Origin of the sequence: Pseudoalteromonas arctica A 37-1-2, from assembly GCF_000238395.3 — a bacterium.
Taxonomy (GTDB): domain Bacteria; phylum Pseudomonadota; class Gammaproteobacteria; order Enterobacterales; family Alteromonadaceae; genus Pseudoalteromonas; species Pseudoalteromonas arctica.
On sequence record NZ_CP011025.1, the window covers coordinates 1,278,682 to 1,302,349 of the forward strand.

Below are 23,668 nucleotides of genomic sequence, written 5' to 3' on the forward strand. Positions count from 1 at the left end.
TAGTCACGTGACTACGGGCCTTTTTTGTATTTATGTCTCGTCCTGAAATGTGTTTACACATTTAGGATTTACTATGACCAAGTCAAATAATACACCGTTCAAACGAACACAACGAGATTATTCATTAGGCTTTAAATTACAAGTTGTCGACGCTGTAGAAAAAGGCGATATGACTTATAAACAAGCCCAAAAAATTTATGGCATACAAGGTCGTTCTACCGTGCTTACTTGGTTAAGAAAACACGGTAAGATGGATTGGACTCAATCACCTAAGATAACTATGCCTACATCACCTAAAGCCAAAGAAAGTCCCGCTCAAAAAATCAAACGCCTCGAGCGAGAGCTTGAAGATGAGCACTTACGTAACCTGTTACTCAATGAAGTGGTTAATATTCTTGACGCTGAGCATGGAACAAGCCTTCGAAAAAAGTATATTGCCAAGGAGCAAGAAGCCTTCAAAAGCAAAAAATAGTTAGCTTAGAACGTGCTTGCATGCTGCTTGGTATAACGAGACAAGCGATATATCAACGAGAGAGCAGAGCTAAACTGCGTGCTATTGAACTAGCACCAGTTAAAGCGATGGTATTGGAAATACGACGTTTTATGCCGCGCTTAGGTGGAAGAGAGCTGTGTTTTTTACTTAAACCAAAATTCATAGAGCGAGGCATAAGTTTAGGTCGAGACGCTTTTTTTAGTTATTTGAAAAATGAACGTTTATTGGTTAAACCTAAGCGTAGTTACACTAAAACTACTTTTAGTAAACATTGGATGAAAAAGCATCCTAACTTGCTAAAAGATGTGCAACCATCGCGGCCAGAAGAGTTTTTTGTAAGTGATATAACCTACGTTCAATCAGCGCAAGGTGTTCACTATCTATCGCTAGTCACTGATGCTTATAGTCGCAAAATTATGGGTTATGAACTCAGTAATGAAATGAAGGCGACAGATGTTGTTAAGGCATTAGATATGACAATCAATAATCGTCAGTATCAATGTAGTACGATTCATCATTCAGATAGAGGATTGCAGTATTGCTCGCAGGTATATCAAGTAAAGCTTAATGAAAATGGCATTATTCCATCAATGACCGATGGCTATGACTGCTATCAAAATGCACTGGCGGAGCGTATTAACGGCATATTGAAGCAGGAGTTCTTACTCTATAAATGCCAAAATCTAAAAGAGCTACGTGAACTCGTCGAAGAATCAATATTAATATACAATGAAATGAGGCCGCATTTGAGTTTAGGAATGAAAACACCAAACCAAGTGCACAAAAAAAGCCAGGAGCAAAAGCTACTGGCCTCCAATCAAAACCGTCAACGTATTTTAGGGCGGGACATAACGCATTGCTTTAATAGGTGTTTTTAAATCTGACACTAATATGAATTTTTATACTTCTAGTTATCGTGAATTTTAAGTGTGATGTTTACTTTTTTAAATTTAACCTCCCCCGATTCAAGCTTTACCCCACTCTAAAAGATACACATTTACCTTTGTAACTCTTTTGCTGTAAGAAAATTGCAAAACTATTTTTCCAAATGTTTATTCTAAAAGCTAATAATTTACAAATTTGCATTAATGCATTGATGCGATTTTTGCATTGTGTTTATTTTTTGTTACTTTAACTTATTGTAACTAAAGGCATTTTTTTAGTTAGCCAAGTGTTGACCTTTTGGTTGGGTTGGGACTACTATTCAAATCGAAACAGGTACTGTGATTAATTACAGGCCGTTTTGAAAACAAAATAATTAAAATAGTATTCTAGGGAGAATCCAATGTTAAATAATCAAGTTTCAAAAGCTGTTCGCTTAGCGATTGCTTTTGGTGCAGCATCTACAGCTGTATTTTCTGCAAACTCGATAGCTGCTGACGAAGGCGTTGAAAAAGTAGAGCGTATTCAAGTTACCGGTTCACGAATTCGTTCAACCGACCTTGAGACTGCACAACCGATTCAGACAATTAGCCGTGAAGATATCGCAAATCAAGGTTTCACTTCAGTTATTGACCTTCTTGAAAATATGTCAGCGGCAGGTTCGCCGCCAATAAGTCGCTCAGAACCTCTTTCTTCTGGTGAGAATGTTGGTGGTAACTATGTGAATCTACGTAATTTAGGTACGGGTCGAACATTAGTACTTATCAATGGTAAGCGCCTAGGTATTACTACCTCTGGTTATCAAGATTTATCAGCTATTCCTATGGGAATGGTTGAGCGTATTGACGTATTAAAAGACGGTGCATCAGCTATGTATGGCTCTGATGCTATGGCCGGTGTTGTAAATATAATCACTCGAAAAAATTTCGAAGGGCTTGAGTTTACCGTTTACGGTGGTGAGTACGACGAAGGCGATGGTGAAAAGAAAAATATTAGTATGGTTACCGGCATAACAGGTGCTCGTGGCTCTATAACTTTAGGCGCTGAGTGGCGTGATGAGGGTGATGTTTGGGCTAAAGATCGCCCATTCTCTGAGGTTTCATACCCAGGCTACGATATCACAAATAACCGTACTTTAGTTGGTCAATATGGCCGTTTTAACTATGATGATCAATGGTTTGTTGCCAAGCGTCCTGGTGATGCTTCTTCTATTGATGATTTCGAGCCTCAGACATATGAAAACGGTTCAAGTGTTGCACAACAACAGATGCATTTAGAAACTCCTATTAGCGCGCGCTCTATTTACATTAGTTCAAACTACGCACTAACCGATGATATTAACTTTAGTAGTGATATTGGTTACAGTGAACGTGAAGCCACTAGACAAATTGCAGGTTACCCATACCAGTCAGCTGCTGATGGTATTGTACTTAGTGGAGATAGCCATTTTAACCCTGTTGGTGAAGATGTTTCATTTACTCGCCGTGGTTGGGAGGTCCCTCGTGTAACAGATAGTAACCAAGATACTTTACGTTTTACCGCTGCTCTTGAAGGTTCATTTGAAATAGCTGATCGTTATTTCGATTGGGATATAGGCGGAGTTTATAGTAAAAGTTCATCGCTTCAAGTTAGTAATGGTGATTTTTATAAGCCAGCAATTGAAGCCGCGACAGGTCCATCGTTTTTAAATTCATCAGGTCAAGTACAATGTGGCACTGAAGCGAACCCTATCTCAACTGCAGAATGTACAGCTTGGAACCCATTAGCAGGCTTTGGTGCTGGGTCGGTAGAAAATTCATTAGCGGATCCTAATGTACAAGCCTTTTTGTACCCAACACTTCACTATCGCGGTGAAACTAAAACAACAATGTATTTTGCTAACATCAGTGGTTTGATTGCTGAGTTACCTGCAGGTGGTTTAACTTTCGCTTTAGGTGCTGAGCACCGTGAAGAAACGGGGCAGTATACCCCTGATGCTCTTGCTCAATTAGGCGAAAGTACAACGCTTGCTTCAGGTCCAACAGGCGGTGAATATGATGTAACAGAAGCGTATGGTGAATTAAATATACCAATTCTATCAGATGTGGCAGGCGCAAAGTCGTTAAGCATCAATTTAGCAACTCGTTATTCTGACTACAGTACTTTTGGTGATACAACCAATAGTAAGGTGGGTATCGAGTGGCGACCAATTGATGACTTATTAGTTCGTAGTACTTGGTCAGAAGGCTTTCGTGCTCCTACAATAAATGATTTATATGGTGGTAGTTCTCAAACGTTTACCACAGGGTTTATAGATCCGTGTGATTCTGTTTATGGTACTGCTGCAGGTTCTGCACGCTGTTTACAAGATGTCCCAGCAAATTACCGTCAATTAGAACAAGGGTTTGTACCAACAACAGGTCCGGCTGCGCAAACACCTGTTCCGTTTAATAGTGGTTCAAATGAGTTCTTACAACCAGAAGAATCAGTTAGTAAAACAATTGGTTTTGTATACAACCCAAGCTACATTGAAAACTTAGATATCATTCTTGATTGGTGGAGTATTAAGATAACTGACACTGTTGTGTCTGACACTCCTAATGATATTTTAAAAGATTGTTACATTGGTGGAGACGAGTCACGTTGTGCTATGTTCTCCCGTGATGCAAACAACTCTATTGTAAATGATTTAACTTATGGTACCCGTAATGCAGGTTTTACTGAAACATCAGGTATTGACCTTGCTTTAGCTTATGCATTTGAAACTGAATTTGGTGATTTTAGAACTACAATGGATAGTACTTATTTACTTAAGTATGATTCAAAATCATCAAATGAGGCAAGTGCGAAAGTAGAGTCAGCTGTTGGGCATGAAGATGTCTTCAGAATTCGTTCTAGTGTAGGACTGAATTGGTCATATGGTGACTTTAGTGCTAACTGGGGTATACGTTACTTCTCATCAATGCGTGAAGATTGTTACTTTGACGACAGATGTAGTAATCCAGATTTCCAACGTGAGTGGACTAATGGCGCTGTTACACCGAAGAACAAGGTTGGTTCAACTACGTTTAATGACCTACAAGTGAGTTATAATACACCGTGGGAATCAACATTATCAGTTGGTGCAAACAATGTATTTGATAAGCAGGGTCCTATAATGTATTCAGGCCCTAGTTCGGCTTATTCTTATTATGGTGGTTTTGATATTGGCCGCTTATTGTACTTCCGTTATACTCAGAGTTTTTAACTCTAAGTACTAAATTTGAGGCTTAAAAAGCCCGTTAGTACTTTAATAATGCCACTTGTATAAAATCAAGTGGCATTTTTTATGTCTGTTACTGAATCATATTCTTTAGGCCGTATTGTGCTATACCTAGGACTCTTTAGGATCTCTTCTAAAGCCGTTAGTGGTATTTTAACTTAGAAGCCTACACTTCAATGATACAGCTAATTATAGCCTGTAAAGGAAATTACTTTTCGGAAATAAAGCTGGGGAAATAAATTTACAGTACTTACTTGGATGAAGCATGTTGTAATTAAATGAAGCTAGATAGAAGCTATTTCATTTATGGGCTTATAAAAAGTTTAATTAGCTAGATTTTATACAAAGATAGGTTTCTTTTACTCTTTATTTTTAGGTGAATAGTTTTCTTCGTAAAATACCCTTATACTTAAAATGAATATTTAAATAAATCCAATCATATAATTTAGCGAGATATAGATGAAAGAAGTCCGATCTTTTATTAAAACAGCATCATTAACGGATCTTGAAAAAGCTCAACAGCTTATCAATGATGCAATTTCAAAATATACCCAGCAGCAAAAAGCGAAACAGGAAGTTTTGGATCTTTTAAAAGAAAAAGGACTTACGCTAGAAGATTTACAAGATGGAGCATCTGACAAACGTACTAAAGTTAAGCCTAAGTACCGTATGGAACTTAATGGTGAGACTATTGAGTGGACTGGCCGTGGCCGTCGTCCTAAAGCATTTGAAGGTGTTGAACTTGAAAAGTTTTTAGCTTAAAGCTAAATATAAGAGAAGCCTCGGCTTCTCTTTTTTATTTACCCCTCAATAAAATATAATTAAGTCTAAATGTCATAGCAGTAATTTGCTCAAATCCCTTTATTAAAATCTATTTTTCCCCATTAGCTATAAACTTAGACCTTACCAGCAAAAAGCCGTAGAACGCATTGCTTTACAATTCAGAACGACAAGTAAAACGGCTGTTAGAATCACCTCCCTCCTGGCGCAAATAAAAGTACTGTAATGAGTGGCCAACTAAATTTGGCTAGACTTTTATAGTCTGTGTATAGCTCTAACTCAAAATAAATTTAAGGCAATGAATGAAATGCTTATTATTTACTTTTTGAGTATTAAAAACATAGAAAACAAACGGAATGTAAACATTTGTAAATAGAAGTTGTTTTATATGTTTAAGATTTGTTGACCTAATGGTCGAAATAGGATTATTATTCAAAAAGAAGCGGGTGCTACATAGAAAAAGTAGCTCTCGTTGTAAAAAACAAAACAATAAAATAGTGTTCTAGGGAGAATCAAATGTTAAACAATAAAATCTCAAAGGCGGTTCGCTTAGCGATTGCTTTTGGTGCAGCATCAACAGCTGTTTTTTCTGTAAACGCAATGGCTGCTGATGAAGAAGCTGAAAAAGTAGAACGTATTCAAGTAACTGGTTCACGCATAAGTAAAGCCAGTCTTTCTCAACCTGCTCCGATTGTTACTATTTCAGCAGAAGATATTGCAAAAGCAGGTACTCCTGATTTAGGAAGCATCTTAGCGGAATTACCTGCAATTGGTTCTACCGACACATTAGTTGGAAATAATGATAGTAACGAAGCTGCTGGCGTAAGCTCTGCAGATTTAAGGCGTTTAGGAGCAGCAAGAACATTGGTTCTTGTTAATGGTAAACGCCATGTAGCTGGAGCACCTGGTTCGTCACAAGTAGATTTAAATGCAATTCCTACAGCCTTGATTGAGAGAATTGAAATCATTACAGGTGGTGCTTCTGCTATCTATGGTTCAGACGCTGTTTCAGGTGTTGTGAATGTTATTTTAAAAGAGAGTTTTGATGGTCTTCAATTCAATGCATCTATTGGTAATTCAACAGAAGGTGTAGGAACGCAAAACCATAGCTTTAGTATTGTTGCCGGTACTGAAATTGCTGGTGGGAAAGGTAATATTACATTCTTTGCTGGTAAAGATAGAGTTAGACAGGTTCTAGGTACTGATTTACGTCAAGCTAATGCCTATGGCACAGTTGATAATCCATTAGATACAGGTGAAAATGACGGTATTCCAGACCGTATAACAGTTCCAAATGTATTGTCAGAGAGAATTAGTGATAATGGTGTTATCAATCCATTTGGAGCGGATGGAAGTATCTATACATTTAATGATATGGGTATTGCTGAGCTTATGCCTGCTAGAGAGGCTAGTGGTAGTTTTGCTTTTGGTAATTTTCCTGATGGTTGTGAATTCTGTGCGAATACCCAAGAATATGAGAATTTATTACCTGAACTAGAAAAAATTACAATTGGTTCTACCCTAAACTTTAATATTACAGATGATCACGCATTTTATAGCGATTTTAAGTTTATTCGTTCTGACATTGAACAGCAATTTCAACCTTCTTTCCGATTTGGCAACATTAATATAAATGTTGAAGATAATCCTTATTTAGACAGAGACCTACGCCAGCAATTACTAGATGAAGGCACTAGCAATATCTCTATGGCTAAATTCTTTGGCGAGCTTGGAAATCGAAGCGCAGATAACAAACGTGAATTATTCCGAATTGTTACAGGGTTTAAAGGGTTGTTTACTTTAAGCGAAACTGATTTTGACTATGATTTTTATTATGTTTATGGTCAAACCGATAACCGCCGTAAAACACTTAACGATCTTATTCCTAGTAACTTAACAGCTGCACTTGACGCTGTAATAGACCCTGCTACCGGTGAAGTTGCATGTAGAAGTCAGGTTGAAAGTTTGCAAGGAGAGGGCTATACAGACCCTGCAGGTGTAAACCCTAGTGCTTGTACGCCATACAATGCATTTGGTTTCGGTCAAGCATCCGATGCGGCAAAAGATTATGTCTCAGCGGACGTTACTCGTACAGATAAAATCACACAAGAATTTATTGGTGGTAGTGTAACTTTTGATACAGGTGAATTTTTTGAGCTACAAGGTGGTGCAGTTGGTTTTGCAGCAGGTTTTGAGTACAGAGAAGAAACTTCTGAAAGTATAACAGATGAGTTTACTAAGGCAGGCTTTTTAACAAGTGCCGCCACTCCGGATGCATATGGTGAGTTTGATGTAACAGAAGGGTTTATTGAAGTAAACTTACCTTTGTTAACCGATGTCGACTTTGCAAAAGAGCTTAGTCTTGACGCTGCTTATAGAACAGCCGATTACTCTCATGCCGGCAATGCTGATGCTTGGAAAGTAGGTCTTTTATATCGCCCTATCGATGACGTTCGTATACGTGGTACATATGGTCAAGCAGTGAGAGCACCAAATATTACAGAAGCCTTTGATCCACAATCACCTGGCTTTGGTCGTGTTGCTGATCCTTGTGATGCAGACAATATTGATGATAACCCAAATCGTGCTTCTAACTGTGCTGCACTAGGTATTCCAGCTGATTTCCAAGCAAATGATAACGTTAGCGTAGACGTTATTAGTGGTGGTAATCCAGACTTAGAGTCAGAAACATCAACTTCACTTACGGCGGGTGTTGTATGGACTCCTAGTTTCTTTGAAAATTTCTCTGTTACAGTTGATTATTATGATATTGAAATAGAAGATGCGATTTCATTCATTGCAACACAAAGTATTGCAGATAACTGTGTTGATGCTGCAGGTGGACCAGACCAGTCATTTTGTTCTCAGATAGACCGTGATCCTACAACAAACGATGTCACTTTGGTTCGCTCTGGTTACTTAAACGCCGCAGCGACAACTACTCGTGGTATTGAAGCTGATTTTGATTACAACATGAATTTGGCTGATTATTCTTTAGAGGGTGACTTAAAACTTAATCTTTTCGTAAATCATCTTATTGAGCTTGAAGATTTCGAATTTCAAAATCGCCCAGATAAAGTTAATGTAGAAAATGGTGAAGTGGGTGATCCAGAGTGGCAAGCTAGGTTCTCTGCAGTTTACAAGTACAATGATTTAGTTGTTAACTGGACTTCACGTTATATAGACCGTTCTGCTAGGTTTGATTTATCACCAGAAGGCGATATTGAAGAAGATCTTAAACCAGGTTATGTAGGTTCAATCATAACGCATGATATTTCTGCAAATTATCATATATTTGATAACACACGTGTAGGTTTTGGTATTCGTAACCTTATGGATAAATTACCGCCAGCTTATATTTCAGCTAGCGGTGGAGATGAAGCGATTTATGATGCTGTAGGTAGACGCTTCTTCGCTAACCTAAGCGTTGAATTTTAATTAATGAGTTAACTTAATTCTTAAAAAATAAACCCTATAAATAATTTTTATAGGGTTTTTTTCCATCAAACGCCTATTTAAATAAAATTAAAGTTTAAAACTTCTATCCATTGTTTGCTAAAATCCCCTTATTAAAATCTATTTGTTTTCCCATGAGCTATAAACTAAGACCTTACCAGCAAGAAGCCGTAGAACGCACTGTTTTACACTTTAGAAAGAGTAATGATCCTGCCGTTATTGTACTACCAACCGGCGCAGGTAAAAGCCTTGTTATTGCTGAACTTGCCCGTATTGCTAAGCAAAAAATATTAGTACTTGCTCATGTCAAAGAGTTGGTAGAGCAAAATTCGCAAAAATATAAAAGTTTTGGTTTAGAGGCGAGTATATTTTCAGCAGGTTTAAAAGAAAAGTCATTAAACCATCAAGTAACCTTTGCCAGTGTGCAATCACTTTCTCGTAATTTAAATAAATTAAATGAGCATTATTCGTTACTTATTATTGATGAATGCCACAGGGTAAATGGGGATAAAAAAAGTCAGTACGGTAAAGTAATAAACAGTTTAAAAGAGTATAACCCTCAGTTAAAAGTATTGGGTTTAACAGCAACACCTTATCGGTTAGGAATGGGGTGGATATACCACCACCATTATCATGGTTTTGTTAAGGGTACTCAAGAAAGCCCGTTTAAAAGTTGTATTTTTGAATTACCACTCAGGTATATGATCAAACATAATTATTTAACGCCGCCAAACGAAGTTGATGCAGCGATTAGCCATTATGATTTTTCGTCTTTAGATAGCAATGCATTTGGGCAATATACGACTGATGATATGAATGCGCTTTTAAAAAACAGTGAGCGCGCAACGAAAGCTATATTACAGCAAGTAATTCAATACAGTGAAGAGCGTGAAGGTGTTATGGTTTTTGCAGCCACGGTAATGCATGCTCAGGAAATATTAAGCTATTTGCCAGCTCAACAAAGTGCACTTATAACAGGTGATACGCCAAACACTGAGCGCGATAAAATCATTAAGCAATTTAAAGCTAAGCAATTAAAGTATCTAGTTAATATATCGGTACTAACAACCGGCTTTGATGCGCCACATGTCGACTTTATAGCTATTTTAAGACCTACAGAATCAGTTAGTTTATATCAACAAATTGTGGGGCGAGGCTTGAGGCTATCTGAATCAAAAACGGATTGCTTAGTAATAGATTATGCTGGCAATGGTTTTAATTTATTTCACCCAGAAGTAGGCGATAAAAAAGGCGATAGTGATAATGAACCTGTGCAGGTACTTTGTCCTGGCTGTGGTTTTGCGAATATATTTTGGGGTAAAACTGATTCCGCAGGAAAAGTAATAGAGCACTTTGGCAGGCGCTGTAAAGGGCTGTTAGAAGATGATGATGGGCATAAAGAGCAGTGCGATTATCGTTTTAGGTTTAAAGAGTGTGAGCAGTGCGGTGCCCAAAATGATATTGCTGCACGTAAATGCCATGATTGTGGCGCGGTAATGGCCGACCCTGATGATAAGTTACGTAATGCATTAAACTTAAAAGACGCACTTGTGCTTCGATGTAGTGGGTTATCGGTAACTCAAATTAAAGATGAACTTATTAAAATAACGTATTTTGATGAAGATGGTGCAAGTTGCGATGAAATATATAACCTCGCAAATAAAGGCGGGCAATTTATATTTAATAAGCAATTTGGTCTACGAGTAGGACTTGGACAAACACCCATTAATTTTAAAACTGCAGAGCAAGTAGTAAACGCACAATTTGAATTAGTACCACCGGATTTTGTTATTGCACGAAAAAGCAAAAAGTATGGTTGGAAAGTGGCTGATAAGCTATTTGACTATAAAGGGGGTTTTAGAAAGGCAAATCAGTTAAGCCGCTAAGCTTAACTGATAGAGTACATTGGACTAATACAATTAAAAGGCAACTAAGCCTCGTCACCGTCCATTAATCCCCAGCCATCACCGTATCCATTAAAGCTATTAGCAATACTTTCAATGTATTGCTCAGCTTGGCCTAAAAGGGTGTGCTCTGGCACCATTTGTACTTGAGTGATAACTTCCCAAACGCCAGTATCTTTACATTTTTCAAGCTCAGCATTTTGAACTAATGCATCAGAGACTATTTCTTTAGCAAATTTTTCAGCATCGGCTTCTTGTTCAAATAAAATAAAAAAATCGACTTGGTGCATTTTATTTAAATCAATGCCAGCAGCGGCTATTTCGGCTAAAAGTTGGCCGTTATCATCATCAGGGAATTGCATTAAAAACTCATTTAAAATTAATTTTTTATTCGTAGGCACTATTGTAACTAAAATATTGTCTTAACGCGTACTAATTTTAATTATGCTGATATTTATTCAAAGTTAAATTTACGCGTTAGATTGTTATTAAGTTAATGTGTTGCTCATTATGGCTATGCTAATATGCGGGTAATTAACTAGTTTTTGTAAGATATTAAAAGTAAGGATATTTACTTGTTTATTAAGTTTTTACGTTGCATGTGTGTTGTGAGCGCTTTAATTGCGACAAATAGCTATGCGGCAGAAAAAGTCATAGAAGATTACGAAATTGAAGGGTTAAGTGGCGATTTAGAAAATAACGTAGCTCTTTACCTCAAGCAGTTAATTGGCGAGAAGCCAACCCGTACACTTCGCCGTTATGCTCAAAAACAAGTACAAAATAGCATCAAAGCTCTTGGCTATTATAGCCCGACCGTCGAGGTTATTTATGATAAAGACGACAGCGAGCTAATTGTTAAAGTTGAACGGGGGCCTGCAACTCGCATAGAAGCAATTAATATTACGCTAAACGGTGATGGTCAAAGTGATACTCAATTACAGGCATTGATTAAAAGCAATCACTTAAAGCAAGGTGATGTTTTAAATCATGGTAAATATGACTCTGCTCATAAAAAAATAGAATCTATGCTACTAGAGCTAGGTTATTTTGATGCTAAGTGGCCAGCGCGCAAATTAGAAGTATCGCTTAAAAAAAATAGTGCTGTTATTACTTTCATAATTGATACCGGAGTTAGGTATGAGTTTGGCGATATACAAATTGCCAGTAGTACACCCGCTGAAAAATACATACGCTCTATAGCGCCTTTCTCGCAGGGCCAACCTTATAAATCAACGCATATTGCTGACTATAACTTGGATTTATCAAGTACCCCTTATTTTGCCAGTGTACGTGTTTATGCTGACATTGCAGCGCGCAAAAACAGCCAAGTACCGATTAAAGTTGAAGTATTACCCAAGCCAGCTAACAGCTATGAAATTGGCGGTGGTTTTAGTACTGACTTAGGGCCCAAGGTGCGTTTTAAATGGAGTAAACCGTGGATCACAGAAGACGGCCATTACCTCGAAACTAATTTAAATGTGGCACAAAAGCAGCAAGATATTTCCATGGCTTATACAATTCCGGTTGATGATCCTAATGATGATTTATGGCGATTCTCTGTCGGTTATAAGCTAGAAGATGAGCTCACAAACGACACTTACAGTGAAATATTAACAGGGCAAGTTCAGCGCCAATGGTTGACTGAAAATAAGTGGGTGCGTACTGCATTTTTACGCCGCGACCAAGAAACCTACCGTATTGGTGATGAAGACGAAGAAAGTACCGAAATGCTAATGCCTGGCATTAGCTACGCGCGCAAAAAATCAAAAGGCGGCACGACTCCCTATTGGGGAGAGCAGTGGCTTATATCTGCTGAGTTTGGCTTAGATGATGTGCTTTCGAGTACTAATCTGATTAGGGTGCAAATGCAACATGCATGGCTACGCACTTATTTTGACCGTCACTTGGTATTTTTAAAAGCGAATGTGGGAGCAATGCTTGTTGATGATATTAACAACGTGCCATTTTCACTTCGTTTTTACGCAGGTGGCGATCAAAGCGTTCGTGGTTTTGCGTACCAATCAATTTCGCCTGAGAACGATGACGGCGAGCTAATAGGTGGTAAGTATTTACTATCGGGCACGATGGAATATAACTACCAGTTTGCTAAAAATTGGCGAGCAGCTTTATTTGTTGATGGTGGTACTGCGACTAATGATTTTTCTGATGATTTTGAAGTAGGTGCTGGTTTTGGTTTTCGCTATTTAACACCCGTTGGCCCTGTGCGTATAGACCACGCTTGGGGATTAACAAAAGAAAGTAAAAGCACACGTTTAAGTATTACCATAGGGCCAGAAATTTAATGTCAGTATTAAAAAAGATAACAGCCGCCGTAAGTGCTATTTTTGTCACGTTAGTTGTTGCACTATTTTGTTTGTTATTTACCGCACCCGGTAATCAATTTATTGCTTATAGTGCAAACAAAGCGGTAGATGGACTACATATTGAAATTAAAGATGGCCGTTTTATTTATAATGATGCCTTTAATGTACGCTTTGCTAGCAACGGATTGGACTTTAATGCACAACAATTGAAAATTGATTTGTTTTGGTGGCAGTGCGATGGAATTTGTATAGATAACTTAAGTGCTAAATCTATAAATTTAACATTACCAAAAACTGCAGATTCACAAGAAAAAGCCGCGGCAGAGCCGCTTGAAAAAATCAGCTTACCTTTTAATATTGCTGTAAAAAACATTGCGATCAATAAATTTACTCTAGAGCATCCAAGTGCAAACGTAAGCGTTAATAACTTTAAACTCTCAGCAAAAGCAGAGGGTTCAAAGCTGACGGTTAAAAGCCTGAATATTCCCACCATACTTGTTGCCTTAAAAGAGCAAGAACAAGATGCGAAAACACAAACGGCGCAAAATACTCAAGCGCCTTTAACGCACCTACCCGCGTTGCCTAATATAGAATTTACTTCGCCACTTGATTTAGTTGTTGAAGACTTTGAAATAGCTAAAATTACGATTGAGCAAAACGAAGCCCAACATGTTATTGAAAACATCTCGCTGCAATTAAGTGTGGAAGATGCGGTTATTAATTTAGAGTCATTCTCAGCAAAGTATGAACAGTGGCAGCTTAATACGCATCTTAATGCTGAGCTTGCAGGGAATTTGCCCGTGAAAGGGGATGTTGTTTTACAAAGTGACGAGCACCAAGCCAATTTGCAGTTGAATGGCGACTTATCAAATCTAAACTTAAATTTAGAAACACAGGGGCAATATCCGCTTAGTTTAACGGCAACGGCAAATTTAAAGCAAAAAAACTATCCGTTTGAGTTAAATGGCAAAATTAAGCAGTGGCTTATTGATGCACAAAGTAATGAGCTTAAAGTGCGAAATGTAAGCCTTAACGCACAAGGTAATGCTGACGACTATCAGCTTAGCCTTCAGGCGAATAGCCAATTAGGTGCGTACCCAGCTGTTGACTTAAATACCCAATTGAAAGGCAGTCTCACCAAAGCAACTTTACAAGCGCTAAGCATTAAAGCGAACGAAAGCAGTGCAACTATAAAAGCCAATGTTGATTGGCAAAAGGGCATACAGGCTAACTTTAATGGCACGCTTGCTAACTTAAAAGCGCAGTATTTAACTGATGCCGCTACCAGTGATATTTCAGGACAGTTTAAAGGCTCGTTTAATGCAGCTGACGATAAGTGGCAGCTACAAATGAATAATACAAAGTTAAGCGGATTACTTAACGACGTGCCACTAGAATTTGCCTCAAACTTTAAGCTAGACAACACGTTAAAAGCTAATATTGATAGCTTTTATTTAAGTAGCGGCACCAATAAATTAGCACTAAGCGGGCAAGTTGATGATACTTGGCAGGTTGATGGCAAAGTAACGCTAAAAAGTGATGAAAAAGCTAATATTCCATTTACTGCCGACGGCAACGCAAATTTAAAAGTGAGAGGGGAAAGATTAACGCCCTCTGTTGATTTAGCACTAATACTAGATCGCTTTATTTTTGATGAAATAAACATTAATAAATTATCAGTAAAAGGGCAGTTAGATACCGCAGCCGATTGGCAAACCGATGTTTCGGTAAGTGTTGGTTCGGCGCTGGTGGCCGAACAGCAAATTAATAGCGTTAAAATTGATATTAGCGGCGACAAAACAGATCATCAACTTACGGCATCTGTAGATGCCGAGCAAGGCAGTATAGAGCTTGAAGTTAATGGCAAAGTTAATAATACCACTTGGAATGGCGAGCTTAGTAATGTAACGCTTAGCGATAAAAAGCTTAGTTTTAGTAATACTAAAAATATTGCCATTATGGTTAATACACAAAGTGGCGACTTTGATGTAAGTGCACATTGTTGGGCATCTGAGCAAAGTAAATTATGCATAGACACCTTAGCGCAGTCAAAAAATCTCGGTCAGCTAAATGCTAAACTAAGCAATTTAGCACTTGAGGAGCTTAAGCACTTTTTACCTAATAGCATTCGTACTCGCGGTAATATAGCTGGCGATGTAGCACTTAATTGGCAAAGCGGCGCGCTTAAAACATTACGCGCAAATATCGATTCTAGCGACTTAGAAGCAGTGCTAACCTCGGAAGAAGATCGTTTTAAATTACCAATCGAAACATTAAGTATTAGTGCGTTTTCGGATTCTCAAATTGGCAAGCTTGAAGCTAATTTAGAATCAAGTGTATTAGGCAAAATTAATACACAAATTAATATCGACGATATACAAAATACGCAAGCGCTTAATGGCACCATTAATATTGATAAAATACTCCTTTCAGACTTACAACCTTTTCTTGAAACCCTCGAGCAGTTAAAAGGTGATATTAGCGGTAAAGTCGCGTTAGCAGGTACGTTAAAAGATCCTTTATTAAATGGGGAGCTTAATGTTAGCGATATTAGTTTAGAGGGCGAGCAATTACCTATAGCGCTGCAAAACTCAAATATAAACGTATTGTTTGATAAAACAACAGCCACAATAAAAGGCAACTTAAACGACAATCAAGGCGGTAAAATAAATCTAACCGGTGACGTTGATTGGCAAGGTGCGCAGCCTGCTGTAAATGTTGCGGTAGTTGGCGAGCAGTTTTATGTACGTGCGCAGCAAGGGGTCACTTTTAAAGTATCGCCGGATTTAAAAATAGGCTTGGCTAATAATGCACTCAAGCTTGCTGGTGAGGTAGTTGTGCCTTACGGTCGTATAATGATTGAAGAGCTTCCTGAGGGCGCGGTGCAAGTTAGCGATGATGAAATTATTGTTGATCAAAAAACTGAGGCCACAGAAACAGTTCCGTTTGATTACGACATAGATTTAAAAGTGATTGTTAAAAACGATGTAAAAGTAGAGTCGTTTGGCTTGGAATCAAAAGTTGCGGGTGATTTAGCAATAAAAATGAGTCAAGGTGCGCCAATCATAGCCACAGGTGAGCTTAACTTAATTGAAGGTACTTACTTAGCCTTTGGACAAGATTTAATAATCAGCACCGGGCAAGTAGGTTTTAGCGGTTCAATTGAACAACCATTTTTAAATATTAAAGCAATACGTAATCCCGATACGACTGCAAATGGTGTCATTGCAGGGGTTACGCTCACGGGTAATGTTGAACAACCAACGCTTAAAATATTTTCTGAGCCTGCGATGGATCAAGCTCAAGCACTCGCATATTTACTTAATGGTCAACCTTTAGGCGATGGAGAAAGTTCGTCAAGCGATGCGATGCTCACACAGTTATTACTCTCTCAAGGTGTTAGCCGCAGCGAAGGGGTTGTTTCTAAGGTAGGTGAAACCTTTGGGCTGTCGGATGTAAGTTTAAGCTCATCAGGTAGTGGTGATAGCACCAAAGTAGAAATATCAGGTTACGTAGCACCCAGTTTGCAAGTTAAATATAGCGTGGGTGTATTTGATTCGCTCAGTGAAGTGGCTGTGCGATATCAGTTACTTTCACAGTTATACATAGAGATAACAAGCGGCCTATACCAAAATGTTGATGTGCTATATAAGTTTGATTGGGAATAACCAAAACTATAATAATTATAAGGATATAAGCGATGAAAAAAGTTATATTGCCAGCTCTGCTTAGTGTTTTTTTGAGCGGTTGTGCTCAACAACTCGGTGATGATGTTGCTAATCAAGAGCTACCTTTATTGAGCGCGAGTGAAGTAATTGCTAGTGCAACAGATAATGACTGGCGAGTAGTGGACGCTCAAAATACTTTAAAGATAACGCTGCCAACGGGCGATGCGTACATTGAACTTAATGAACTGCTTGCCCCAAAGCACGTTCAAAACATTAAAAAGTTAGCGCGAGAAGGGTTTTATAAAAATACTAGCGTTTATCGGTTTGTTGAAGGTTTTGTAGCGCAAGGCGGGGACAGCTCGGGTAAAAAGTTAATTAAAACGGCAGATAAAACAGTCCCTGCTGAGTTTTATTTAACAACAAACAAACCACTTTTAATTACTGAGCTAAATGGCGACGGATATGCACCAGTTACTGGCTTTTTAAACGGCTTTGCAGTTGCTCAAAACTCAGCACATACGCAAACATGGCAAGTGCATTGTAGTGGTGTGTTTGCAATGGCGCGCGATAACGATATAAATAGTGCGAGTACGGAGTTTTTTGTAACGATAGGGCAAGGCCCGCGCTACCTTGATAAAAACATTACGGTGTTTGGTCGAGTGCTCGAAGGTATAGAGCATTTTAATCGTTTAGCGCGTACACCAACTGAAGGAAAAGCATTTAACCCAATTACCAATATACAAGTGCTTGGCGATGTACAAAGCGATAAAAGTATATTTAAAGTGATGAAAACAAACTCATCTGTGTTTAAAAACTTAATCAGTGCTCGTAAAAACCGTGTTGAGCCATGGTTTGTTAAAGCACATAATTACGTTGATGTGTGTGGTATGCCCATACCCACTAAGCGCGAAGTTAATTAAAAAATGTAAAAAGGAGCCTAGGCTCCTTTTTTAATACCCATATTTCAGTTTAAAATAAACTACTGACGATTAATTTTAACTGCAAATGGCGTGTCGTTATAATGCGTAGAGCGATACGGGTTTATATCAAGCCCGCCGCGACGAGTATAACGCGCGTAAACCTCTAATTCTTTAATATTAAGTTGTGTTGTTAAATCGCTATAAATACGTTCAACACACTGCTCATGAAATTCGTTATGTGTTCTGAACGAAATTAAATAACGCAGTAACGATTCGCGACATATTTGCTCGCCTGTGTATCGTATAATCACACTTGCCCAGTCAGGCTGGGAGGTAATTAAACAGTTCGACTTAAGTAAATGGCTGTAGAGCGTTTCAGTAACTACGTTATCACTTTTTGCTTTAAGTGAATTAGCATCAATATCGTAATTATTAATCTCAATATCTAAGTCATCAATACATTCACCTGGCAGCGCCGTACACGGTAAGCAATTGTAATCATCAGGATTATATAAAGTCACTTTGACAGTGCTGTTAACCGCGTTTGATAAATCATCAATTAAATGCTGTTTTACTATATCAATGCTTTCAAATCGGGTTTGGTTAAAGCTATTCAAGTAAAGCTTAAACGACTTTGACTCAATAATATGGCTGCTTTGGCACTCAAAGGTAAATAAGGCTACGGCAACTTGCGGTTTACCTTTATTGTTTAGCCATGAAAGCTCGTAACCTGTCCAAATATCTTGGCCTTTAAATGGAAGCTCTGCTTCGTCAATATTTAAAGCATCACGATTTAGTTTGCGCGCAATAGGGAAAAGCAAGCTTGGCGTGTACACATCTACATACTCAGTAGATTGGCCTAATACGCTACCTTTAAGGTCTGGAGAATTGCTGTAATCTGTCATGTTTGCTCTTAAATAGTTACAATAGGGACATTATATCTAATTTAAATGAGTTTCACAGTATGTCTGTTGCATTGCTTATAGAACAACTTCATCAAACATTTAGCGAAAATACCCTGAAAAATACCGCAAAGTACCCACTTATTGTGCACGACGAGCAATGGCCAAGCCTATGTGAAGTTGGTGAGGTTGACGAGCAAGGAAACATTCAATGGCAGGGCGCGCGTCAGCAACCTGCAGGTTCGCTTAATGATTTAGCCAGTGCACTTGAGCTTGAGTTTCCAAAAGAGCTTAGCGAGCTATATGGGCATATGTACGGTGGAAGCATTTCAGCAAGTATTGATGGGCATCAGGTTGAATTACTACAAGCATGGAACGAAGAAGACTTTAATTTGTTACAGCAAAATATAACGGGTCACGTTTTAATGAAACGCAAGCTCAAGCAGCCAGAAACGGTATTTATTGGTTTAACAGATCAAGATGATTTACTAGTGAGTGTATTGGTGCACACTGGTGAAGTATGTTTAGAGCACGTAGGCAAAAAAACACACCATGTACTTGCACCTAACATTAATGCTTTTTTAAAGGCATTAGAGGTTTAAAACGTGTTTAATAAATCAGCTTAGCGTTATCACTAAGCTGATTATAAGCGCTCACTAAAGTTGTTACTGAAAATCCCACGATATATTAGACACTAAGCCACACGGCTCACATCTAAAATCGAATAACCCAAACCACGACTCAGGTAATTTCCAGTCGCCATGACAGCTAGGGCATTTCCGTTCAAGTTCAGACGCTTTATCTACGCCGCCTACACGGTATAAATAATAATAGGTTGGCTTTTTAGTTAAAAAACTAATTCGCTTTGTTATGTCTTTTCCGCGTCTGTATAAGTCGCTTTGGATACTCGATATTTCTTCAAGTGCCGGAAACTCACAACGGGTTGCGCCATTAATTTGAATTTGATCGCAGGCTTGCCAATCTTCTTGCCATTTTATAAGCGTTTTATAGTCACCATTAGCAATTGCCGGAATACGAAATAACGGCACAGGCAAAAAGTCATCACCACAATAAAGCGGGCTACACGTATGCACATAGGTTGTGTATAAAATATAACTTGATGGTTCTTTACAGCAGTCAGCGCCGTTGGAGTGAATATCTTGTCCAATCACTTTTACTTTTGGCGCAAGTAGCCCCGCACTATGTAACTTTTCGATACTGTGCTTAACAAATGGGCTGTTATTTAGCGGGTGCATTGCATCTTCAGTAGGGCACATTACACGGGTAATAAAAAATCCATCTTTTAAAACGGTTGGAAATTCTTCCCCCATTATTTGACCATTAAAACGCAGTGCATTTACTAAGCGATTTATTGCTTGTTCGGCTTGTTCTAGGGTGGTGTCTTGGTAGCAATCAAAAGTTAAATCAACAACGAACATTTATAGTCTCAAATTATTTTTGTTCTAGCAGTGCAAGAAGTTTATCGAGTTTTTGCTCAATTCTATCTAATTGACTTGTTTTAAGCTCAGTACTATCTGACTGCTGTGGGTTTCTCATGAAGTTATTTATTGAATCAGGATTGTTTTTATATTGGCTTACTGCTGCAATAATCATCGGCATAGGAACCGGTTGCGCCAAACGGCTTTTAGTTAGTGCTACAGTAGGGGTTTTGCCTTCATCAAGAAGGGCTTTAATTGCATCAAATACAACTGAATTCATTAGATATATAACTCTTTAATAAAATAAATACGCAGCATATAAATGCTGCGCAGATGCTATGTTAGCAATAAATAAGGGAGGGTACATTAAATAAAATTACTTACTTTGACGAATGCGTACATCTAACTCGTCAATTACTTCACTCCAATCACCGTCTTGTGCAAGCGATTCAGCTAAAAAGTGCTGTTGTGCCTCATCCCAAAAAGAAGCTTCTTGGAGTAGTGTTGTGTCTTCTAATTCATGTGAGGCAATAAATGCATCTATTTGTTCATCAGAATTAGGTAATCCAAGCTGTGCAAATAGTGTATTGATGTCGTGTTTAGTCGTATCCATGATATTGCTCCTTTAAACGAATGAAAACTTATTCTAAGGATTAACTCTACTCCTAGCTAGTTAAACTCTCGCTGAATTTACGGTTAATAATTTTAGGTATATAGTTAGGTATAAAGTTAAACAGTCTACAGCTAAAATAATAAAGGAAATGCAATGAGTGTAACCACGCCAGCTGATACGTTCAGCGTACAGTATTTAGCCGCAGAAGATATTAGCACTGCAGCAAGCCTAATTTATCAGGCTTATCATGACGATCCTGTATTACAAAACATGCTTAGCTACAATGACGAAAATAAATCAGTATACGAAAAAAAATTACGATCATTAATTCGCGAAGAACTCAGTAGTTTTTGGCAAGAAAAGCAGCCATTAATTGGTTTATACCGCAACGATAAATTAAAAGCAGTAGCGTGTGTATTTGAATCTAATAGCCAATTACAAGCGCAGCGTTATTGGCACTGGCGTTTAAAGTTAATGCTGAGTGCGGGCTACTTACAAACAAATCAATTAATAGATAAAGAACAAACAATTAGAGATGCCCTTAAAGAGAAAGGCAATTACTACTTTTTAGCTTTTATTGCCGTAGATCCACATTTTCATGGGCAAGGGTTTGGTCGTTACTTACTACGAGGGCTTGATGATTTAGTTAAATGTAACGCTGAGTCAACGGGGATGGCTGTATTTGTAACGCGTAAAGAACACACTGAATTTTTTAAAACCGAAAAGTTTGAAGCATTTAAACACCTTACTTTTAACCAAGTAGAGGGCGAGTTACTGTTTAAATCAATAATTGAGCCAACTATTTAAAATTATGATGTAAGCCAATGCGCCCAAACGGACATAAGGCCGTGAGATATATCTCACATTATCGTGAGCATTGTCAGTTAAAGGCTATTAATAAGTAGCCTTTTTCAACTCAAGCTATTGTTATTTAAAGTTTATTTTTATTTTTCATTTTTGTGACGTTTATTTATTTAATGTTAAGTCCTATTTCTCCCCCCTGATTGCTTTAAACTTCTCTTCGTCAAGACGACATAGCTCAATGATTGAGTTACTGCCAAGGATACGGAATAGGCAACATAGCGGACGCTAGCAGGAAGCATAAAGGACAAGCTAAAACGGATACAAGGAAGAATAAGGAAGTGCATGAAGCACTTAGTAGCTAGGAGTTACTTTAGGATAATCACGGATGACGCTACAGGAAGTAGCAGGAGCGTTAGTTTACGTAGGACGGCCAAGATGGCAAGTGGACATTGCAGGATGCAAAAGTGGCAGGAGCTACTTTAAAGGATTACCAGGGATGATGCTACGGGATGTAGCTAAACGATAGATTTCGTGGGTTTGCCAAGATGGCTATGGATATTGCAGGATGCAAAAAGTGGCAGGAGCTACTTAAAAGGATTACCAGGGATGATGCTACAGTATGTAGCCAAACGATAGATTTCGTGGGTTTGCCAAGGTGGCTATGGATATTGCAGGATGCAATGTGAGGGTAAACAAGGTTGTTTACTCGTTCAGGGGATGATAATACGGATTTAAGATAATGGATATCTAGCAGGATGCAGTCCAATTGGGGCGTAACTTTAGTTACGCCTTAGTTTTTTGTGTTGAATTAAGTTTATCAACTTAAGACAAATACTCTTAAAGTATATTCAGTTTTATATTTTATGCGGTGGAACAACCACACTTTTCAAAAACTCATTTTCCATAATTAACACACCTTGATAAGCATTTTCACCATCGCTTGAAAATTCAAATATAAATTCACTTTTGATGCCTGGCTTGCCGTTCTTTAAAAAACCAAAGCGGCGTTTTGTGCATGCAACACTCATCAACTGCACCTGCAATTGCTCACTTTGACGTTTAGCATGAACGTTCGCCGCTTCAGCAACCTTTCGGTTAAGCCAAAATAAGTAAATTACACTACCAATAAGTATGAACGTCCATAAACTTGCCATTTAAGAGAATAACCTTCCAATTGCACGCGCGAGGGTTTCGCTACGATTTTCTTTACGTAATAAGCCTAATAAATGCGGGCGAATAGTCGGTATTGCAACTAAGTCAGCAAAAATACTTGGAAACAATTCTTCAATTTTTTGATGATGTGCGCAATTATCCATAAATACATGTAAGCGTTCAGGGTTCTCTAATTGCTTAAAACACCGCCCAGCTATTGTTAGTAACACGTCAGAGTCGTGCCTCACTGGTGAGCTTAGTACAGTATCAACTAATTGAGCGCATAACCCTTGAGCTTGACCTTTTGAAACAGATCTTAGTGCTGCTGTTATAGCTACTGTATCGTTATTACTAATTGCGGCCTGCGTGTAATCAACAAGTAACTCACTCATTGATGTTGGTATTTCAACGTGTTCAAGCATGGCACTGAGTGGTTGCAGTACTTCAATAGGTAAATGCGCCCATGCTTTTTGCAGATTACTTAAGTTTGTATCGCTGTCTAAGCGTAGTGCAAAATCGGCAATACCCTGCAGTGCAACACTTTGCCAATTATCAAAACCAATTTTACCGCTAAAGTATAACTGTGCATGCTCGTAATACTGTGACGCAGGCTGTTTTAATAGTACTTTTACTTGGGCGTTAAATGCCGCTAATTTATTTGCGTTTGGTGTAAAAACATAAGGGTTATTATCAAGTTTCCCATCGGCTTGCTCACCTGTAATTTCAGTGCCTAGCGCTTGAATAACCATATCAGCAAAGTGATCGCGACTAGCACTTACAAGCATACTTTGCTCATCAAGTGGAAACTTTAAAAACCATACATACGGTTCTTTACTGGCTTTAGTATCCCAAAATTGAATAGCGAGCCAAGCATGACCAGCAAGAGGATAAGGGTAAGGCACTTGAGCTTGTTCAATAGCTAAAAATTGTTTTTTATCAAGCTTAGTAATGTGCCTGCCAATATCAAAAGCACGCCACTGAGTACCCGCACCATCTAAAAGCTGACCTAATGTAGCTATTTGATCACTCATTGTTTTCTCAACTGTTTTTACTGCAAAATTACGTTAATTATACGTCATAGCCGCCTATG

At 38.3% G+C, this 23,668-nt stretch carries 16 protein-coding genes and 1 pseudogene; 10 read left to right on the forward strand and 7 right to left on the reverse strand.

All coding sequences use genetic code 11. The annotated features are described in order from the left end of the window. Nucleotides 1–73 precede the first annotated feature (73 nt). From PARC_RS05725 to radD, 5 genes and pseudogenes are all read left to right on the forward strand, one after another. Nucleotides 74–1,302, forward strand: a pseudogene (locus tag PARC_RS05725) (IS3 family transposase); the annotation flags it as partial. A 476-nt stretch (nt 1,303–1,778) separates the two neighbouring features. Then, nucleotides 1,779–4,601, forward strand: coding sequence for a TonB-dependent receptor domain-containing protein (locus PARC_RS05730; RefSeq protein ID WP_010553693.1), 2,823 nt, complete (start codon nt 1,779–1,781; stop codon nt 4,599–4,601). A 474-nt stretch (nt 4,602–5,075) separates the two neighbouring features. After that, entirely contained in the window at nt 5,076–5,378 is a 303-nt protein-coding gene (locus PARC_RS05735; protein ID WP_007586043.1) for an H-NS histone family protein, read from the forward strand. Nucleotides 5,379–5,912: 534 nt separating this feature from the next. Beyond that, a complete protein-coding gene (locus PARC_RS05740; protein ID WP_010553692.1) occupies nt 5,913–8,834 on the forward strand; it encodes a TonB-dependent receptor domain-containing protein in 2,922 nt (973 codons plus the stop codon). A gap of 152 nt (nt 8,835–8,986) precedes the next feature. After that, complete coding sequence (gene radD / locus PARC_RS05745; protein ID WP_010553691.1) at nt 8,987–10,738, forward strand: DNA repair helicase RadD; 1,752 nt, start codon at nt 8,987–8,989, stop codon at nt 10,736–10,738. A 44-nt stretch (nt 10,739–10,782) separates the two neighbouring features. On the opposite strand, the gene PARC_RS05750 is transcribed toward radD, so the two are convergent. Continuing rightward, entirely contained in the window at nt 10,783–11,118 is a 336-nt protein-coding gene (locus PARC_RS05750; protein ID WP_007378192.1) for a ribonuclease E inhibitor RraB, read from the reverse strand. 213 nt (nt 11,119–11,331) lie between these two features. Between PARC_RS05750 and PARC_RS05755 the strand changes: the two genes are divergently transcribed. The 3 genes from PARC_RS05755 to PARC_RS05765 are packed head-to-tail and all read left to right on the forward strand — an operon-like array spanning nt 11,332 to nt 17,668. Beyond that, entirely contained in the window at nt 11,332–13,059 is a 1,728-nt protein-coding gene (locus PARC_RS05755; protein ID WP_010553690.1) for an autotransporter assembly complex protein TamA, read from the forward strand. Next, a complete protein-coding gene (tamB, locus tag PARC_RS05760) occupies nt 13,059–16,748 on the forward strand; it encodes an autotransporter assembly complex protein TamB (RefSeq protein WP_010553689.1) in 3,690 nt (1,229 codons plus the stop codon). Before PARC_RS05755 ends, tamB begins: the two co-directional genes overlap by 1 nt. 32 nt (nt 16,749–16,780) lie before the next feature. Further along, nucleotides 16,781–17,668 (forward strand): peptidylprolyl isomerase, encoded by an 888-nt coding sequence (locus tag PARC_RS05765; RefSeq protein WP_010553688.1) that lies wholly within the window; start codon nt 16,781–16,783, stop codon nt 17,666–17,668. Nucleotides 17,669–17,727: 59 nt separating this feature from the next. On the opposite strand, the gene queF is transcribed toward PARC_RS05765, so the two are convergent. Further along, nucleotides 17,728–18,573 carry an NADPH-dependent 7-cyano-7-deazaguanine reductase QueF gene (gene queF, locus PARC_RS05770; protein WP_010553687.1) on the reverse strand — a complete coding sequence of 282 codons (846 nt, stop codon included), beginning with the start codon at nt 18,571–18,573 and terminating at the stop codon, nt 17,728–17,730. Between the two features lie 59 nt (nt 18,574–18,632). Between queF and syd the strand changes: the two genes are divergently transcribed. Then, nucleotides 18,633–19,172: a SecY-interacting protein gene (gene syd, locus PARC_RS05775; RefSeq protein ID WP_010553686.1), complete on the forward strand. Its 540-nt coding sequence runs from the start codon at nt 18,633–18,635 to the stop codon at nt 19,170–19,172. A 63-nt stretch (nt 19,173–19,235) separates the two neighbouring features. Here syd and PARC_RS05780 read toward each other — a convergent pair whose 3' ends face one another. From PARC_RS05780 to PARC_RS05790, 3 genes are all read right to left on the reverse strand, one after another. Further along, nucleotides 19,236–20,009: a Zn-ribbon-containing protein gene (locus PARC_RS05780; protein ID WP_010553685.1), complete on the reverse strand. Its 774-nt coding sequence runs from the start codon at nt 20,007–20,009 to the stop codon at nt 19,236–19,238. A 13-nt stretch (nt 20,010–20,022) separates the two neighbouring features. Then, nucleotides 20,023–20,289, reverse strand: coding sequence for a hypothetical protein (locus tag PARC_RS05785; RefSeq protein WP_010553684.1), 267 nt, complete (start codon nt 20,287–20,289; stop codon nt 20,023–20,025). A gap of 96 nt (nt 20,290–20,385) precedes the next feature. Then, nucleotides 20,386–20,622 carry a DUF2789 domain-containing protein gene (locus PARC_RS05790; RefSeq protein WP_002958240.1) on the reverse strand — a complete coding sequence of 79 codons (237 nt, stop codon included), beginning with the start codon at nt 20,620–20,622 and terminating at the stop codon, nt 20,386–20,388. Between the two features lie 153 nt (nt 20,623–20,775). Between PARC_RS05790 and PARC_RS05795 the strand changes: the two genes are divergently transcribed. Then, a complete protein-coding gene (locus PARC_RS05795) occupies nt 20,776–21,429 on the forward strand; it encodes a GNAT family N-acetyltransferase (protein ID WP_008169301.1) in 654 nt (217 codons plus the stop codon). 851 nt (nt 21,430–22,280) lie between these two features. Here the strand turns inward: PARC_RS05795 and PARC_RS05800 are convergent. Together PARC_RS05800 and PARC_RS05805 are read right to left on the reverse strand one after the other, a co-directional pair. Then, a complete protein-coding gene (locus PARC_RS05800; RefSeq protein WP_002963032.1) occupies nt 22,281–22,580 on the reverse strand; it encodes a DUF3301 domain-containing protein in 300 nt (99 codons plus the stop codon). Then, nucleotides 22,581–23,609, reverse strand: coding sequence for a DUF3549 family protein (locus PARC_RS05805; protein WP_010553683.1), 1,029 nt, complete (start codon nt 23,607–23,609; stop codon nt 22,581–22,583). Between the last annotated feature and the right edge of the window lie 59 nt (nt 23,610–23,668).

Coding starts and splice junctions, on each gene's coding strand:
- PARC_RS05795 (WP_008169301.1), top strand. CDS start 20,776: ATGAGTGTAACCACGCCAGCTGATACGTTCAGCGTACAGTATTTAGCC.
- PARC_RS05785 (WP_010553684.1), bottom strand. CDS start 20,289: ATGAATTCAGTTGTATTTGATGCAATTAAAGCCCTTCTTGATGAAGGC.
- PARC_RS05730 (WP_010553693.1), top strand. CDS start 1,779: ATGTTAAATAATCAAGTTTCAAAAGCTGTTCGCTTAGCGATTGCTTTT.
- PARC_RS05735 (WP_007586043.1), top strand. CDS start 5,076: ATGAAAGAAGTCCGATCTTTTATTAAAACAGCATCATTAACGGATCTT.
- PARC_RS05765 (WP_010553688.1), top strand. CDS start 16,781: ATGAAAAAAGTTATATTGCCAGCTCTGCTTAGTGTTTTTTTGAGCGGT.
- tamB (WP_010553689.1), top strand. CDS start 13,059: ATGTCAGTATTAAAAAAGATAACAGCCGCCGTAAGTGCTATTTTTGTC.
- PARC_RS05780 (WP_010553685.1), bottom strand. CDS start 20,009: ATGTTCGTTGTTGATTTAACTTTTGATTGCTACCAAGACACCACCCTA.
- PARC_RS05790 (WP_002958240.1), bottom strand. CDS start 20,622: ATGGATACGACTAAACACGACATCAATACACTATTTGCACAGCTTGGA.
- PARC_RS05740 (WP_010553692.1), top strand. CDS start 5,913: ATGTTAAACAATAAAATCTCAAAGGCGGTTCGCTTAGCGATTGCTTTT.
- PARC_RS05800 (WP_002963032.1), bottom strand. CDS start 22,580: ATGGCAAGTTTATGGACGTTCATACTTATTGGTAGTGTAATTTACTTA.
- PARC_RS05805 (WP_010553683.1), bottom strand. CDS start 23,609: ATGAGTGATCAAATAGCTACATTAGGTCAGCTTTTAGATGGTGCGGGT.
- syd (WP_010553686.1), top strand. CDS start 18,633: ATGTCTGTTGCATTGCTTATAGAACAACTTCATCAAACATTTAGCGAA.
- radD (WP_010553691.1), top strand. CDS start 8,987: ATGAGCTATAAACTAAGACCTTACCAGCAAGAAGCCGTAGAACGCACT.
- PARC_RS05750 (WP_007378192.1), bottom strand. CDS start 11,118: ATGCAATTCCCTGATGATGATAACGGCCAACTTTTAGCCGAAATAGCC.
- queF (WP_010553687.1), bottom strand. CDS start 18,573: ATGACAGATTACAGCAATTCTCCAGACCTTAAAGGTAGCGTATTAGGC.